Source organism: Geothrix rubra (assembly GCF_030268065.1).
Classification (GTDB): domain Bacteria; phylum Acidobacteriota; class Holophagae; order Holophagales; family Holophagaceae; genus Geothrix; species Geothrix rubra.
Window position 1 is genome coordinate 535464 of sequence record NZ_BSDD01000002.1, and the last position, 15540, is coordinate 551003.

Genomic DNA, 15540 nt, shown 5'->3' on the forward strand with positions numbered 1-15540 from the left:
AAGACTCGCTTTGTCGGTTGCTGTGGAATGCGGTGCTGATCAGGCGGTGGCGCTGTTGGCGAAGCGCACCGGCATGAGGACGTAGCGGAAGCTGAAGTCCTCCAGGCTGGGGGACATGAAGACGCCCTGGCCCACCTCGTCCTTGAACTGGTAGACGACCTCCTCGCCGGGGAGCCGCTCCAGCAGCTCGGTGAGGTAGTCGATGTTGAAGGCCAGCTCGAAGGGCTGCTCCTCGCCCGAGAACGGCAGGGTGGCCTGGTTCACCCCCTCGTCGGGGTGCTGGAAGACCGTGCGGAGGTTCGGGAACTCGTAGAACAGGCGCACGTTCTTGTTGTAGTCGTCCTTCTTCAGGCCCACGAAGCGCAGGGTCCTGAGGAAGACCTCGCGGTCGAGGATGACCTTCTTGGGCAGCTCGGCGGGGAGCACCTTCTCGTAGGCGGGATAGTTGCCCGTCACGAGGCGGGTGCTGAACTTCAGGCCCGGCTGGTCCAGGAAGAGCGTGGTGCCATCCCAGCAGAGCTCCACCTCGCCCTCGTCCCCCAGCAGGGTGGGGATCAGGTCCAGGGCGCGCTTGGGCACGATGAGCCGGACCTCGTCCTTCAGCTTCGTGTCGCAGGGCACCTCGGCCACGGCGAGCCGGAAGCCGTCCGTGGAGACCACGCGGACGTGGTGCTTGGAGAGGTGCACCAGCACCGCGGACAGGGTGGGCTTGGTGGCGTCCTTGCTGACGGCGATGGAGCCCAGCTGGATGGCCCGCTTGAAGCGCAGCACGGGGATCCGCACCACCGGCAGCTCCTTGCCCGGGGCGGGCAGCTCCGGGAACCCCTCGCCGGGCTGGATGTTGTGCTCGGAGTTCATGCCCTTGGCGCGGAGCCACAGGCGGCCGCCGGCCTCGGGGCACTCCAGGCTCAGGATGCCCTCGGGGAAGACCCGCACGGTCTCGATGAACTTCTTGCCCGGGACGGCCATGGTCCACTGCCCCTGGCCCTCACCGGGGACCGTGGCCTCGAAGGCCAGCTCCATGTCCGTGGCCTTCAGCACGACCTCCTTGGGCCGGATGTCCACGAAGATGTGCTGGAGGATGGGCAGGGTCACGCGCCGGTCGAGGGCGTGCTTCAGGATGCCCAGGGTGCGATCCAGACGATCCTTGGATACCTGTAGCTGAAGATTCATGAATCACCCTTGATGATGCTGAGGACGGGCGGTGCCTGTGGATTGGAGCGTCAAAGCCCTATCTTAACGGAGTTTTCCGGGCCGCGGCAGCCTGCGGGAACGGTGTCCAGGACGGTGGATTCCTCGCCCCGGGGAGGGCCCGTCCCGGGGGATGGGCGGCGCTGTGGACAGCGGGGGTGTGGAGCGCTGCGGATTGTCCTGCAAGGTGAGGCTGGTCAATGGATGCTGTTCAGCAGGGCCTGGACCATCCTGTGGAATTCCTGATCCCGGGTCATGCGCTGCTTCACGGAGTCGATGGCGTTCATGACGGTGGAGTGGTGCATGTTGAAGGACCGCCCGATGTCCGTGAAGGGCAGCGAGGCGATCTCCCGGGCCAGGTACATGGCCACCTGGCGGGGGACCATGATGGTCTGCTGGCGGGAGCGCTTCTTCATGAGGTCCACGAAGGGCACGTTGAAGGTCTCCGCCGTCATCCGGTAGATCCGCTCCGGCGGGATGGCGGCCGTGGGCTCCTCCCCGCTCTGCCCCTGGAAGGCCGCATGGGCCACCTCCAGGGTGGGCGGCACGCCGATGAGGCTCGCCTGGAAGATCACGCGGGTGAGGAAGCCCTCCAGGTCCCGGACGCTGCCCTTGGCCTTGTGGGCGATGAAGGTGAGGACGTCCTCGGGGACGGACGGGAGGCCCTTGAAGTCCGCGTCCTCCAGCTTCTTCTTCAGGATGGCGATGCGGGTCTCGAAGTCCGGCGGCTGGATGTCCGCCGTGAGCCCCCACTTGAAGCGGGTGATGAGGCGCTCGTGGCAGCCCTCCAGGCGCTGGGGCGGCTTGTCCGAGGTGAGGATGATCTGCTTCCCGTGCTGGAGCAGGTACTCGAGGATGTAGAAGATCTCCTCCTGGGTGCGCTCCATCTTCCCCAGCGTCTGCACGTCGTCCAGCAGCAGCACGTCGTTCTGCTGGTACTTCTTCCGCATGGGCTCGGTGTTCCGGGCCTTGATGGCCACGGTGAGCTCGTTGAAGAAGTTGTCCACCTTGAGGTAGGCCACCCGCAGCTCCGGATGCCGGACCTGGATCTCCTTGCCGATGCCCACCATGAGGTGGGTCTTCCCCAGGCCCGCCCCCCCGTAGATGAAGAGGGGGTTCATGTTGAGGGGAGTGGCGGCCTTGCCGTAGTTGTCGGCCACGGCCTTGGCCGCGGCGAAGGCCAGCTGGCTTCCGGGCCCCACCACGAAGCGGTCCAGGGTGTAGCGGTGGAACAGGTGGGGGAAGGCCACGGCGGGCTCGGAGGAGCCGGCCGATGCGAGGGGCGCGGGGCGGGCCGCGGCCTTGGGCGCCACCGTGCCGGTGCCGGAGACCTGGAAGACCAGCCGGAGGTCGCCGAGGCCGCCCTGGGCCAGGGCGTCGTTGAACTCCTCGGGGAGCTGCTGCTCGATCCAGAGCTTGGCGGCGGGGCTCGGCACCTGGATCCACAGCGCGTCCTCCTCCAGGCGCAGCGGCTGGCAGGGGACGATCCACTCCCTGAAGCTGGCCTCGGGGAGCTGCTTGGACAGTCCCTGTCGGATGGTCTCCCAGAGGGCGTCGGGATCGGGGGTGGGCATGGATTCACCAGGAACGGCAGGGCGGGGACGACGGGACGCGACACGCCTCACGCCGGGGCGCTTCGCGCCGGGGGCCTCGCCTGGCCTGCGGGGGGGATCCCAATCTAGCACCACGGGAGGGGGATGGAAGGCCAGAAACGCCCTTGAGCGGGACAGCCGGGACTGATAGGCTCGAAGGTTCGTCCTCCTCCCCGGGAGGGGACCCCGAGGTGGAACCATGAAGCGTACCTTCCAGCCGAACAATCGCCGCCGGGCCAAGACCCACGGCTTCCTCAGCCGCATGAAGACCAAGAACGGCCGCCTGGTGCTCAAGCGCCGCCGCGCCAAGGGCCGCCACCTCCTGGCGGTCTGAACCCAGGCCGCCTGGGTTCCGTCCCGTGATCTTCAAGGGCCGCTTCCGGACCGTCCGGCACACGGATCATGCGGTTCCCTCCGCCCTGCCCCGGCCGTTGCTGGGGCAGGACGCGTTGCTCGACATCCGGGCCTGGCGTCTCCAGGGGGCTGAGCTGCCCCTGCTGCTGGTCACGACCTCCCGGAAATCCGGACCGGCGGTGCGCCGCAACCGGTTCCGGCGCCGCGTCCGGATGGCCTTCCTGAGTGTGGGCACCGGCCTCCAGGCCCCCTGGGTGGTCTGGATCCGCCCCCTCCGCAAGGGTCCGCCCCTCGACCGCCTCTCCATCCAGGACATCGAGGGCCAGCTGCGGCTGGCCCTGCGCCGTCTCGCACCCACGGGCCAACCATGAGCAACCGCAACGTCCTTCTGTTCATCCTGGGAACCCTGGTCCTCTTCGGCGGCCAGATCTGGCTCACCTCCCGGTACACCAAGCCGGTGAAGGCCCCCGTGGCCGTCGAGCAGACCCAGGCGGCCCCGGCATCCCCCGCGCCCGCGCAGGCGGCGCCCGCCGTGCCCGCGGCCGCGGCCCAGGCCGGCCCCGCTGCGCCCACCGCGGACCTTTCCGCCACCCACACCACCACCACGGCCGACCTGACGCTCACCTGGCAGGTGGCCACGGGCGCGCTGAAGCAGGCCGTGTGGCGCCAGGACGGCACCCTGTTCTTCCCCGGGGACTTCCCCGGGGTGGGCGGCGTGCGGGGAACGGCCTTCCAGTCCGTCCACGAGGAGGCCGGGGCGGAGGCCGTCACGGTCGTATTCGAGAACGCCCAGGGCGCCCGGCTCGCGTACCGGGTCCCCCGGCACGGCAGCACCCTGTCCCTGGCGGGTGTCCTGCCCCAGGGCGCACGCCTCCAGCTCGTGACCCTGCCCGCGGACCTGAAGCCCGTGGAGCACCTGGGCCGGGTCTTCACCCTCACGGACCGGAAGATCGAGGCGGTCACCTGGCTCGACATCCTGCACGATCCCTTCTTCAGCTTCCTGGGGGCCAAGCGGAAGGTCCTTCCCCCCGCGGAGTCCCGCCTGGGCCTGGATGCCGGGCTGGATCCGGACCCCAAGGCCCAGCGCAACCACTACTTCGCGGCCCTCTGGAAGCTGCCCAGCGTGGCCGGACGGGATGAGTCGGGCTACTCGCTGACCCCGGAGGGCGGCCGCCTCGCCGCCGACCTCTACCTGGGCCCCAAGCAGGCCGCCCCGCTGGAGGCCTTCGAGAAGCCCTTCACCCGGGTCATCGACTACGGCTTCTTCGGTGCCGTGGCCCAGCTGTTCTTCTGGGTGCTCCAGAAGCTCCACGCCGTCATCGGGAACTGGGGCTGGGCCATCATCCTGTTCACGCTGATCCTCCGCGCCGTCACCTGGCAGCTGAACAGCAAGCAGATCGTCTCGATGCTGCGGATGAAGGACTTCGAGCCCCACCAGAAGGCCCTGCAGGCCCGCTACGAGAAGTTCGGCAACGACATGACGAAGAAGGCCGAGATGCAGAAGGAGCTCATGGCGCTCTACAAGAAGAACGGCCACAATCCCATGGGCGGCTGCCTGCCCATGCTGCTCCAGATGCCCGTCTTCCTGGCCTTCTGGTCCATGCTGAACGCCGTGTTCGAGCTGCGCCACGCGCCCTTCTTCGGCTGGATCCACGACCTGTCCGTGCACGACCCCTTCTACGTCTACCCGGTGCTGATGGGGGCCTCCATGTTCGTGCAGCAGGCCATGACGCCCGCCACCGGGGACCCGGCCCAGCGCAAGATGATGATGATCCTCATGCCCGTGATGATGATGGTGATGTTCGCCAAGCTGCCCGTGGGCGTGATCATCTACTACTTCGCCTCGAACCTCATCGGCATCGCCCAGACCTGGTGGGTGAAGCGGAACTACGTGCCCCAGCCCATCGAGGTGTGAGGAGGTCCCCATGCGGAAGCAGCACGCCAGCCTGGACGCCGTGCCTGACCTGATCGCCCGCTGGACGGGCCTGCTGGGCCTCAAGACGGAGGCCCGGTACCAGCCCTCCGGGGACGAGGAGGCCTTCCCCAACCGCCTGCTGATCACGGGTCCCGACGCCGACTGGCTGGCCGCCAGCCGCGGCCAGGCCCTCGACGCCCTCCAGTTCCTCGTGCACGAGGCCCAGGGCGAGCGGGAGGACACGAAGCTGGCCTACCTGGACGTGAAGGGCGCCCGCCTCTTCCGCATGCAGGAGGTCATGGCCATGGGCCGCCTGGCCGCCGAGCGGGCCCGGGAGCTGGGCAGCCACACCCTGGGCGCCCTCAGCCCCCGGGAGCGGCGCTGGGTGCACCTGGTGGTCTCCCGGGAGGAGGGCCTGGGCACCGAGAGCGAGGGGACGGGCACCTTCAAGCCCGTGAGGGTCTTCCGCAAGTAGCCGGTACACTGCCGGCGTGGTCCACGACCCCGATCCCATCTGTGCCCCCGCCACGCCGCTCCTGCCCTCGGCGGTGGCCGTGGTGCGCGTGTCGGGCCCCGGGCTGGCCGACCGGCTGGCACCGCTCGTGGCCCTGCCCCCGCCGCGCCGCGCCGCGGTCCGGACCCTGGCCTGGGACGGATTCCGGGAGCAGGCCCTGGTGCTCTTCTTCCCCGCCCCCGCCAGCTACACGGGCGAGGACGTCGCGGAACTCCAGGTCCACGGGAACCCCCTCCTGGTCCAGCGGCTCCTGGCCCAGCTGGGCACCCTGGGCATCCGCCTGGCGGAGCCCGGGGAGTTCACCCGCCGGGCCCTCCTGAACGGCCGGCAGGGCCTCCTGGAGGTGGAGGCCCTCCGCGACCTGGTGGGGGCGGAGACGGACACCCAGATCCGCCTGGCCCAGGCCCGGGCCGGGGCGCTGCCCCCCTGGATCCTGGAGGCCCGGGCCACCCTGGCCCCCTGGATGGCCAGGGCCGAGGCCGCGGTGGACTACGGGGAGGAGGAGGACATTTCCTTTGATTTCAAGAACATGAAGCGGGACCTGGCCCCCCTCCGGACGCGGTTCCACGTGGAACACCGCCGGGCCCGGGCCGCCAGCCACCTGCGGGACGGCCTGCGCCTGGCCCTCGCCGGGCGACCCAACGCGGGGAAGAGCACCCTCTTCAACGCCCTGGCCGGGGAGGACCGGGCCATCGTCACCGAGATCCCCGGCACCACCCGGGATGTCCTGGAGGTCCGCTGCGAGTGGCGGGGCCTCCCCCTCCGCCTCTTCGACACCGCCGGCCTCCGGGACACGGAGGATCCCGTGGAGCGCCTGGGGGTGGCCCGGGTGCGCCCGGTGCTGGAGGCCGCCGACCTGGTGCTGCACCTGGTGCCCCCCGGCGAGGGGACGGCCGATCCGGCCTTGGACGAGGCCCTGGCCCCCTTCGCCGGCAAGGTGGCGGTGGTGCGGACCATGGGGGACCTGCCCGGAGCCACCCCGGCAGGCGCCGTCGTCGTGTCCGCCCTCGCGGGGGACCTGGATGCCCTGGAGAGCCTCCTGAAGGAGCGGGTCCTCGGGGGCCTGGCGCCCGACGCCTGCCTGGGGGCCCTGGCCACGGGGCGGCAGGTGGCGCTGCTCGAGGAGCTGGCGCGCCAGGTCGAGCTGCTCCTGGAACTCGCGCCCGGCGGTCCGCCGGAGCTGCCCGCCTCCCTCCTCCAGGGGGCCTGGGGGCTCCTGGCCCGCCTCACGGGGGAGGATCGGGCGGAGAGCGCCCTGGACCAGGTGTTCAGCGGATTCTGTCTGGGGAAGTAGGATCGGGAGCGTCATGCAGCCAGGGTTGGAAGCCATCATCGGTCTCGAGGTCCACGTCCAGCTCCGGACGCGGACCAAGCTCTTCTGCGCCTGCCGGAACGCCTACGGGGCCCCGCCCAACAGCCTCACCTGCCCCGTCTGCCTGGGCCTTCCCGGCGCCCTCCCCGCCCTCAACGGCGAGGCCGTGCGCATGGCCCTGCTCCTGGGGGCGGCCCTGGAGGCGCGGATCCAGCCCCTCAGCACCTTCTACCGGAAGCAGTACGTCTACCCCGACCTGCCCAAGGGCTACCAGATCACCCAGGGGCCCGTGGCCCTGGTGGAGGGCGGGATCCTGGAGATCCCCGGCGATCCTGCGGTGAGGGGGGCGGAAGGGCCCTTGCGGGCGCGGATCGAGCGGGCCCACCTGGAGGAGGACGCCGGCAAGAGCAGCCACGACCAGGGCGAGGCCATCAGCCTTGTGGACCTGAACCGGGCCGGGGTGCCCCTCCTGGAGATCGTGGGGGCCCCGGATCTGCGGAGCCCCCAGGAGGCCTCGGACTACCTGAAGGCCCTCCACCGACTCGTGGTCTTCCTGGGCATCTGCGACGGCAACCTGGAGGAGGGCAGCTTCCGCTGCGACGCCAACGTCTCGGTCCGGCCCGCCGGCGCGGCGGCCTTCGGCACCCGGGTGGAGATCAAGAACCTCAACTCCTTCCGTTTCGTGAAGCAGGCCCTGGCCTTCGAGATCGGCCGGCAGGCCGCCGCCCTGGCCCGGGGCGAGGCCGTGGTCCAGGAGACCCGGGGCTGGGACGCGGCCGCCGGGGCGACCCGGGCCCAGCGGACGAAAGAGGCGGCCATGGACTACCGCTTCTTCCCGGAGCCGGACCTCCCTCCCCTCGCCGTGGCTCCGGAGGAGGCGGCCGCGGCCCGGGCCGCCCTGCCCGAGCTGCCGGAGGCGCGGATCCGCCGCTACCAGGGGGAGACGGGCCTGTCCCGCGAGGAGGTCCTCACCCTGATGCAGAGCCCCGCCTTCGCCGACTGCTTCGAGGCCGTGGCCAGGACCAGCGGCCAGCCCCGGGCCGCCGCGACCTGGATGCTGGGGGACGTGAGCCGGGTCCTGAACGGGCGGGGCCTGGACCTGGCGGGGCTGGGCCTGGCCCCGGAGTCCCTGGGGGAACTGGTCCGCCTCGTGGCCGAGGGGAAGGTGGGCCTGGGGGCGGCCCGGGAGGTCGTCTTCCCCGCGCTCCTGGCTGGGGAGGGCCCGGCCGGGGAGATCGTGGCCCGGAAGGGTCTCGCGCTCGAGGCGGATCCCGGGGCCCTGGCCGCCCAGGTGGAAGCTGTCCTCGCCGCCCATCCGGACGTGGTGGCCCAGGTCCGAGGAGGCCGCACCAGCCTCAAGGGTTTCCTGGTGGGCCAGGTCCTGAAGGCCGGCGGGGGGAAGCTGGATCCGAAGGCCGTGACCCGCGCCCTCGACGAGGTCCTCGCCAAATCCTGAGGGCCACCCCATCCTGGGGCATGTCCAACGAGATCCCCCCCTCGCTGCAGGCCTACCTCCCCGGCGCCAGCCACCTCTGCACCCAGTGCGGCCGCGCCATCCTGGACGCCGTGGAGACCCCGGGCGAGCCCTTCCGGTGCGCCGAGTGCCGGGGGCTGGTGGCCCCGCCGGAGGACGAGCTGACCCGCCAGGCCCTGGAGGACCGGAGCCCCGTGGACCTGCCCGACGACCGGCCCACCTTCTGGCGGGTGATCGCCCTCCTCGTCTTCGCCATCGTGGCCCTGGTCATCGTGTTCTGGAACCGCTGAGGCCTCTCCACCTATGCTGGGAGGCGGGAGCCGACCATGCCCAGACCCTGGGGACCCACCACCACCGCCATCCACGCCGGGAAGCGCTTCAACCCGACGCGGGCCGTGACCACGCCCATCTTCCAGACCTCCGTGTTCCAGCTCCTGGAGAACCGAGAGGGCGCGGAGTTCGCGGCCAGCATCGAGCCCCCGGCCTTCTACACCCGCTGGGGCAACCCCAACACCAGCGAGGTGGAGGCGGTCCTGGCGGAGCTGGAGGGCGCCGAGCGGGCCCTGGTGGCGGCCTCGGGCATGGGGGCCTTCGCCCTGGTCTTCGAGGCCTTCCTGAAGGCCGGCGACCACCTGGTGGCCCCCGCCGCCATCTACCTGGGCACGGAGCAGCTCATCCGCCGCTGGGAGGCGGAGCGGGGCCTGAAGGTCACCTGGATCCAGGACGCCCTGGACCTGGGCGAGTGGGCGGCGGCGATCCGCCCCGAGACGCGGATGCTCTGGGTGGAGACCCCCTCCAACCCCACGCTCGCCATCACGGACCTGGCCGGCGTGGCGGCCCTCGGGAAGCGGCACGGCATCCGCACCGTGGCGGACAACACCTTCCCCAGCCCCATCCACACGAAGCCCCTGGCCCTGGGCATCGACCTGAGCGTGGCCTCGGCCACCAAGTACCTGGCGGGCCACTCGGACGTGGTGGCGGGCGTCATCGCAGGCTCCGAGGCGGACGTGGTGGCCTGCTGGCAGATGACCAAGGTCTTCGGCCCCACCCTGGATCCCATGGCCGCCTGGCTCCTGCACCGGGGCCTCAAGACCCTGGCCCTGCGGGTGCGCCGGGCCTCGGACAACGCCCAGGCCCTGGCCCAGTGGCTGCTCTGGCAGCCGGCCGTGGCCCGGGTGGACTACCCCGGCCTCCCCGGCCACCGGGGCCACGAGGTGGCCGCGCGGCAGATGGTGGAGGGCTTCGGCGCCATGATCGGCTTCGAGCTGCGGGCGGGCCTGCTCGCGGGCCAGCGCTTCTGCGAGGCCCTGGAGGTCGTCACCCGCGGCGTGAGCCTGGGCGGGGTCGAGAGCCTCATCCAGCACCCGGCCAGCATGAGCCACCTGAAGACGGCCCCCGAGGTGAAGGCCCGCCTGGGCATCAGCGACGGCCTGCTCCGCTTCTCCGTGGGCATCGAGGACCAGCCCGACCTCATCGCCGACCTGGAGCGGGGCTTCCAGGCCGCGGCGGAGGCCCGGTGAGGCTGGTGCTGAACGGGCAGCCCCGGGAGGCGCCGGAGCTGGCCACCGTGGCCGACCTGGCCGCCTGGCTGGCCCTGCCGGCCTTCGGCAGCGCCATCGAACTGAACGGCGAGGTCATCCGCCGCGCCGACCACGCGGCCACCCCCCTGACGGAGGGTGATCGCCTGGAGGTGGTGCGGCTGGTGGGCGGCGGCTGAACCCGATCAGTTGATGCTGATCGTGTACCCGTAGGTCCCCGTGGCGGAGGTGTAGCCCGCCCGGACCCGGACGGCGTAGACGCCGGCAGGCAGGTTGCTGAGGCTGAGGGTCCGGGTCTGCCCGGCGAGGGTTGAATCCGTGTTGCTGGCCCACAGGCCGCCCGGTCCCAGCAGCTCCACGAAGAAGTCCTGGCCGCCCGTGGGGGTCAGGGTGATGGTCCGGGCCCCGCCGAGGTGGGTGAACCGGTAGGCCTGGCTCTGGTTCCAGTCGTAGTAGCGGGCCTGGGAGGCATCGTAGGTCTGGAGGCTGCCGCTGCCGGAAAAGGGCACGCCCACGGTGAGCCAGAGGGCATTGGTGTTGAAGTAGGCGGGCGAGGGGTCGGGCACCGCCTCCAGGGCCAGCTCGCCCAGGATGGCGTTCCAGGTGGGGCTGGTCACCCGGTTGGCCACGCCCAGGAGGTAGCTGGGGTAGCAGCCCAGGGTGGCCTGCTCGTATTCCCCGGTGCCGTCCGCATAGGCGGTGCTGGAGGTCACGGCCTGCCAGAGGGTGTGGAGGCCGGCCTGGCCGCCGCCCAGGTCGTTCTTCCACATCCCCCAGAGGCTCACGGCGATGGAGCCCCGGGTGAACGCGCCCTTGTTGGCGGCGCTGACCATGGCGTGGCTGGCGAGGTCGAAGGCGTCCACCCGGGCGACCCCGCTGCCGTCCACGTAGCTGTCCAGGATCTGGGGCGTGTTGCGGGCGGCGGCGGAGAGGAAGTCGGAGAAGCCGGCCACGAAGGCCGCCGTGGATTCGCTGGGGGTGTACCGGCTCACGTAGCGGTTGTCGTTGTCCCGGCGCAGGAGGGAGAGGGCGCTGCTGCCGTCGGGCTTGTAGCTGTAGTCGGCGAAGAGCAGCCGGGCGAAGGTCTCCTGGAGCACCCCGTCATCCCATTCGTCGGTTTCCGTGTTCGCAGCACCCGTGCCCAGGCCCTCCACCTGGTGGCTGAAGAGGGCGCGGCCGCTGCTACTGGTGAGAATCGAGGTGGCCGAAGCCCAGGTCACCTCGGGATAGGTGCGGGTCTGGTCCGCCGGGTTGAGGCTGGTGGTCCAGAAGGTGTGGAGGTTGGGCAGGCGCAGGGTGCCCGTGCCGTCCATGTCCCGCACCGCCGTGGCGAAGGTCACGGCCTGGTCCGCGATGTTGAAGGCGCCGGCAATGCGGTTGCTGGCCAGGGCCGTGACGGTGAGGGTGCCGTCCTGGTTGGCCGTGAAGGTGTTGCTGGTGACGTACCAATCAGGGATGTTGCCGAAGGCCCCGGAGCCGATGGTGGGCTGGGTGACATAGAGGGGCGAGTTCTTCACGCTGCCCCGCAGGAAGAAGCTGTTGGGGTCGGCGCTGGGCACCTGGTAGCGGGCGTAGACGTTCACGTAGACCTGGGAGCCCCGGGCCACGTAAGTGGTTCCGGTACCTGCGCTTCCCAGGTAGTCCGCGGCCAGCACGGCGCCGGTGGACGCGTCGCAGACCTCGGCGTAGCAGTACCGGGCCGGCAGGGTTGTGGTGGCCCCGAAGCCGGTGGGGGTCAGGGCGACCTTCTCGAACTGGGCCTGGATGGTGATCTGGGCGTCGGAGGAGGTGCTGGAACCGCCGCCGCAGGCCGTCAGCCCGGCCACGGCCAGCAGGGCCAGGGCGAATCGCCAGGTTCGGATGGGCATGGGACCTCCGGGGGAATGGCGGGACAGGTCAAGGGTCGTGCCAACCCGGCCTAGCGCCAGACCTCCCAGCGTCCGCCAGGCCATCCCGCCGAGGCCTGGAGGCGCCAGGCCGCCGGCAGGGTGAGCAGGACCGCGGGTCCGCCCGCGGGGGCCTCGGCCTGGAAGCGGTGGAATTCGTCGGCCAGGCCCTGGTCGAGGAAGGCCCGGGCCAGGTCCCCCCCGCCCTCCACGAGCACCCGGCCCACCCCCAGGGCCGCGAGTTCGTGCAACAGGTGACGCAAACTGCATCCTCCGGGCCCCGGGGGCAGGTGGAGGTCCTCCACCCCGCGCAGGGGCTGGGGGTCGCCGGTGACGGCCCGGAGGGCGGGCTGGCCCTGGACCGCCTGCCAGACCCGGGCCGTGGGGGGCACCCGACCCTCCCGGTCCAGCACCACCCGGTAGAAGGTGCGGTGGGGAGCGGTCGGCGCGGGCCAACGGTCCGTGAGCTGGGGATCGTCCACCTCGGCGGTGTGGCGCCCCACCACGATGGCCTCGGAGGCCCGGCGCAGGGCGTGGCCCAGCTGCTGGATGGCAGGGGGCGTGACGGGGGTGGGCCGCCCCTCGGGGCCCAGGGCGCCATCGGAACCCAGGGCCAGCTTGAGGCTCACCCAGGGCAGGCCCGTGCGGATGAGCTTGAAGAAGGGGGCGTGGAAGCGGGCGCAGGCCTCGCCCAGCACCCCCTCCTCCACGGCCAGCCCCTGGGCCCGGAGGATGGCCAGGCCGCCGCCGTCCACCCGGGGGTTGGGATCCCGCACGCCCACCACCACCCGGGCCAGGCCGGCCTGGAGGAGGGCCAGGGTGCAGGGGCCCGTCCGCCCGTGGTGGCAGCAGGGCTCCAGGGTCACGTAGGCCGTGCCGCCGTGGACGTCCTCGCCGCGGATCTCCGCGTCCCGCAGGGCCATGATCTCGGCGTGGGGATCCCCGGCCCGGGTGTGGACCCCCCCCCCCACCACGCGCCCGTCCTTCACCAGGACGCAGCCCACGGGCGGGTTGGGGCTGGCCAGGCCCACGCCCTTCAGGCCCTCCTCCAGGGCCAGGGCCATGAACCGGGCGTCGCCCGGAAGCGCCGCGGGATCCGGCCAGGGGCCGCCCGTGGCCAGGGCCCAGGCGAGGGAGGGGGTGAGGTCAACCATCCAGCAGCCCGTCCACGAAGGCCCCGGGGTCGAAGGGGATGAGGTCGTCCACGCCCTCGCCCACGCCCACGAAGGCGATGGGGAGCTTCAGCCGCTCCAGGATGGGCACCACCACGCCCCCCTTGGCGCTGCCGTCCAGCTTGGTGAGCACCAGGTCCGTCACGCCGGCGGCCTGGGTGAAGGCCTCCGCCTGCTGGAGGCCGTTCTGGCCCGTGGTGGCGTCCAGCACCAGCAGCACGCGGTGGGGGGCGTCGGGGATCACCTTCTGGAGGCTGCGCCGGATCTTGTCCAGCTCCTTCATGAGGTGGTCCTTGGTGTGGAGCCGGCCGGCGGTGTCGATGAGCACCCAGGACGTGCCCTTGGCCTTGGCGCTGGTGGCGCCGTCGAAGGCGATGGCCGCGGGATCCCCGCCCATCTGGTTGCGGATCACGGGCACGCCGGCCCGCTCGCCCCAGCGCTCCAGCTGGTCGATGGCGGCGGCGCGGAAGGTGTCGCCGGCCACCACGAGGACGCCCTCGCCCCGGGCCTTCAGGTGGGCCGCCAGTTTGCCCAGCGTCGTGGTCTTGCCCACGCCGTTCACGCCCACGAGGAGCACCACCTGGGTGCCCGAGGCCTGGAAGGGCTTCGCGGGCCGCTGGCGGAGGATCTGCAGGAGCTCGTCCTTGAGCACCGCCTTGGGGTCCACCTCGCCGGAGGCCTTCAGCTCCGCGCGGAGCCGCGCCATCAGCCGGTCCACGCCATGCACACCGAGGTCCGCCTGGAGCAGGAGGTCCTCCAGCTCCTGGAGCTGGTCCTCGTCCAGGCGGCGGAGGCCGAGGAGACGCCCCAGGGGCGCCAGCACCAGATCCTGGGTGCGCCGGAGCCCCTGCTTGAATTTGTCGAAAAGGCTGCCGAGCACGCCCACCTCGCGGACTTTCAGTCTACCTGCGCATCCCTTCAAACCCGCGCCGGGATTGTGATCCACGGCATAGGGGCCAGGACGATCATAACGTCCATACCTTCCAGCCTCGGGTGGATGCGACCCGAATCCAGATGTGGAGCGACCATGATCCCGCTTCCGATTCCGCCCGCGGACCCGCTGCCGCTGCCGCTGCCGCCGGTCATCCTGAAGGCGCTGCATCTCCTCACGTTCGCGCTCCACCTGCTGGCGGTGAACCTGGGCGTGGGCGGCACGGTGCTGAGCTTCGCCCATGCCGCGCGGGGCCGGGAGGGCGACCGGGACCTCGTGCGCCGCGTGGCGCCGCTGCTGCCGCCGGCCGTGACCTTCGCCGTGACCCTGGGCGTGGCGCCCCTGCTCTTCATCCAGCTCAGCTACGGCCCGTTCTTCTACTCGGCCACGGTGCTGTCGGCCTTCCCCTGGCTGGCCCTGGTCTTCCTGCTGATCGCAGGCTACGGCCTGCTCTACCGCTTCGTGGGTTCCGTGGCCTCGGACCGCTTCCGGCTCTGGTCGGGCGCCCTGGCCTCGCTGCTGCTCCTCTCCATCGCCCTGGTGCTGGCGAACATGACGACCCTCTCCATGCGTCCGGACCTCTGGCGGGGCCTCGCGGCCAGCTCGCCCCACGGGACGCGCCTCAACCTGGCGGATCCCAGCCTCTGGCCCCGCGTCCTGCACCTCGTCACGGGCATCACGGCCTCGGCGGGGATGCTGCTGGCGGGCTGGGGCGCGTGGAAGGACCACGCGGGGGCCCGGGAGGCGGGGCTGCGCTGGTTCATCGGCGCCACGCTGTGCCAGGCCGCCTGGGGCACCTGGCTGCTGCTGCGGCAGCCCGAGGCGGCCTTCCGGATGCTCCTCTCGGGCCACGCCTTCGGCAGCCTGGCCCTCTGGTTTGGCATCGGCTGCGCCGCCCTGGCCCTCCTCATGGCCATCCCCGCCAGCCTGCGCGGCGCGGCGCGGAAGGCGGTGGGGCCGCCCTTCCTGCTGGCCCAGGGCGCGGTGGTGGGGATGATCCTGGCGCGGGACCAGGCCCGGGACGCCACCCTGGCCGCCGTGGGCTTCGACCCCTACGCCCTGCCCTTCAAGACCGACTGGACCTCCCTGGCGGTCTTCGCGACCTCCCTGGTGCTGCTGATCGTGCTCCTCACCACCCTCGTCCGCTGGGTCCTGGCCCCCGTCCAGGCCGGCGCGGAGGCCCGCCATGACTGACATCTCGCAGACCGTCGGAAGCCCGAGGCCCCTGAGCCGCCGGGCCCTGGGCCAGAGTCTCTTCGCCGCCGCCGCCGCGATGTACACGGCCGCCCTGGCCTGGCCCATCTTCCGGTACCTGAAGTCCGGCACCACGGGCGCCGACGAGGGGCCCCAGGTGAACGAGGTGAACCTGGGCGCGGAGAAGGACTACGCCCCCGGCAGCGGCAAGCTGTTCCTCTTCGGCAGCAAGCCCGCCCTGATCCTGCGCCGGAAGGACGGCCATTTCGTGGCCCTCTTCGCCACCTGCACGCACCTGGGCTGCACGGTGAAGTTCGCCCAGGACCAGGACCGCATCACCTGCGCCTGCCACGGGGGCGTCTACGACCCGGACACCGGGCGGAACATCGGGGGGCCGCCGCCGGCGCCCCTGAAGCCCCTGGTCGTGAGCACGGACGGCGGCGCCGTCGTGGTGAGGAGGGCCTGAG

General features: G+C 71.6%; 16 protein-coding genes. 11 read left to right on the forward strand and 5 right to left on the reverse strand.

Annotated features, from left to right (window positions below; genetic code table 11):
• Nucleotides 1–39 precede the first annotated feature (39 nt).
• Nucleotides 40–1173, reverse strand: a complete 1134-nt coding sequence (gene dnaN / locus QSJ33_RS07180; protein ID WP_285724022.1) for a DNA polymerase III subunit beta — start codon at nt 1171–1173, stop codon at nt 40–42.
• Nucleotides 1174–1388: 215 nt separating this feature from the next.
• On the reverse strand, nt 1389–2765 hold the full coding sequence (dnaA, locus tag QSJ33_RS07185) for a chromosomal replication initiator protein DnaA (protein ID WP_285724024.1): 1377 nt from the start codon (nt 2763–2765) through the stop codon (nt 1389–1391).
• 217 nt (nt 2766–2982) lie between these two features.
• Here dnaA and rpmH point away from each other — a divergent pair, with 217 nt between their 5' ends.
• From rpmH to thiS, 9 genes are read left to right on the forward strand one after another with little or no spacing between them, the layout of a single operon-like run.
• Complete coding sequence (gene rpmH / locus QSJ33_RS07190) at nt 2983–3117, forward strand: 50S ribosomal protein L34 (protein ID WP_285724026.1); 135 nt, start codon at nt 2983–2985, stop codon at nt 3115–3117.
• A gap of 25 nt (nt 3118–3142) precedes the next feature.
• Nucleotides 3143–3508, forward strand: a complete 366-nt coding sequence (locus QSJ33_RS07195; protein ID WP_285724027.1) for a ribonuclease P protein component — start codon at nt 3143–3145, stop codon at nt 3506–3508.
• The gene (locus QSJ33_RS07200; RefSeq protein WP_285724028.1) at nt 3505–5052 is read left to right on the forward strand and encodes a YidC/Oxa1 family insertase periplasmic-domain containing protein; all 1548 of its coding nucleotides are present in this window, start codon (nt 3505–3507) and stop codon (nt 5050–5052) included. Before QSJ33_RS07195 ends, QSJ33_RS07200 begins: the two co-directional genes overlap by 4 nt.
• Before the next feature lie 10 nt (nt 5053–5062).
• Nucleotides 5063–5527 carry a R3H domain-containing nucleic acid-binding protein gene (locus tag QSJ33_RS07205; RefSeq protein WP_285724030.1) on the forward strand — a complete coding sequence of 155 codons (465 nt, stop codon included), beginning with the start codon at nt 5063–5065 and terminating at the stop codon, nt 5525–5527.
• 16 nt (nt 5528–5543) lie between these two features.
• Nucleotides 5544–6860, forward strand: coding sequence for a tRNA modification GTPase (locus QSJ33_RS07210; protein ID WP_285724032.1), 1317 nt, complete (start codon nt 5544–5546; stop codon nt 6858–6860).
• Between the two features lie 13 nt (nt 6861–6873).
• On the forward strand, nt 6874–8334 hold the full coding sequence (gene gatB, locus QSJ33_RS07215) for an Asp-tRNA(Asn)/Glu-tRNA(Gln) amidotransferase subunit GatB (RefSeq protein WP_285724035.1): 1461 nt from the start codon (nt 6874–6876) through the stop codon (nt 8332–8334).
• Nucleotides 8335–8354: 20 nt separating this feature from the next.
• The gene (locus tag QSJ33_RS07220) at nt 8355–8642 is read left to right on the forward strand and encodes a hypothetical protein (RefSeq protein ID WP_285724037.1); all 288 of its coding nucleotides are present in this window, start codon (nt 8355–8357) and stop codon (nt 8640–8642) included.
• Nucleotides 8643–8678: 36 nt separating this feature from the next.
• Nucleotides 8679–9872, forward strand: coding sequence for a trans-sulfuration enzyme family protein (locus QSJ33_RS07225; RefSeq protein ID WP_285724040.1), 1194 nt, complete (start codon nt 8679–8681; stop codon nt 9870–9872).
• Nucleotides 9869–10069 carry a sulfur carrier protein ThiS gene (gene thiS, locus QSJ33_RS07230; protein ID WP_285724042.1) on the forward strand — a complete coding sequence of 67 codons (201 nt, stop codon included), beginning with the start codon at nt 9869–9871 and terminating at the stop codon, nt 10067–10069. Before QSJ33_RS07225 ends, thiS begins: the two co-directional genes overlap by 4 nt.
• Nucleotides 10070–10075: 6 nt before the next feature.
• Here thiS and QSJ33_RS07235 read toward each other — a convergent pair whose 3' ends face one another.
• Genes QSJ33_RS07235 through ftsY form a run of 3 tightly spaced genes read right to left on the reverse strand, consistent with a single transcriptional unit; the run spans nt 10076 to nt 13828 of the window.
• Nucleotides 10076–11758 carry a hypothetical protein gene (locus tag QSJ33_RS07235; RefSeq protein WP_285724045.1) on the reverse strand — a complete coding sequence of 561 codons (1683 nt, stop codon included), beginning with the start codon at nt 11756–11758 and terminating at the stop codon, nt 10076–10078.
• A gap of 50 nt (nt 11759–11808) precedes the next feature.
• The gene (gene ribD, locus QSJ33_RS07240) at nt 11809–12930 is read right to left on the reverse strand and encodes a bifunctional diaminohydroxyphosphoribosylaminopyrimidine deaminase/5-amino-6-(5-phosphoribosylamino)uracil reductase RibD (RefSeq protein WP_285724047.1); all 1122 of its coding nucleotides are present in this window, start codon (nt 12928–12930) and stop codon (nt 11809–11811) included.
• Nucleotides 12923–13828 (reverse strand): signal recognition particle-docking protein FtsY, encoded by a 906-nt coding sequence (gene ftsY, locus QSJ33_RS07245; protein ID WP_285724049.1) that lies wholly within the window; start codon nt 13826–13828, stop codon nt 12923–12925. The genes ribD and ftsY overlap by 8 nt, the downstream gene beginning before the upstream one ends.
• Nucleotides 13829–13975: 147 nt before the next feature.
• On the opposite strand from ftsY, the gene QSJ33_RS07250 reads away from it, so the two are divergent.
• Nucleotides 13976–15073, forward strand: a complete 1098-nt coding sequence (locus QSJ33_RS07250; RefSeq protein WP_285724051.1) for a hypothetical protein — start codon at nt 13976–13978, stop codon at nt 15071–15073.
• Nucleotides 15066–15539 carry a QcrA and Rieske domain-containing protein gene (locus QSJ33_RS07255; RefSeq protein ID WP_285724053.1) on the forward strand — a complete coding sequence of 158 codons (474 nt, stop codon included), beginning with the start codon at nt 15066–15068 and terminating at the stop codon, nt 15537–15539. Before QSJ33_RS07250 ends, QSJ33_RS07255 begins: the two co-directional genes overlap by 8 nt.
• The last annotated feature ends 1 nt before the right edge of the window (nt 15540 follow it).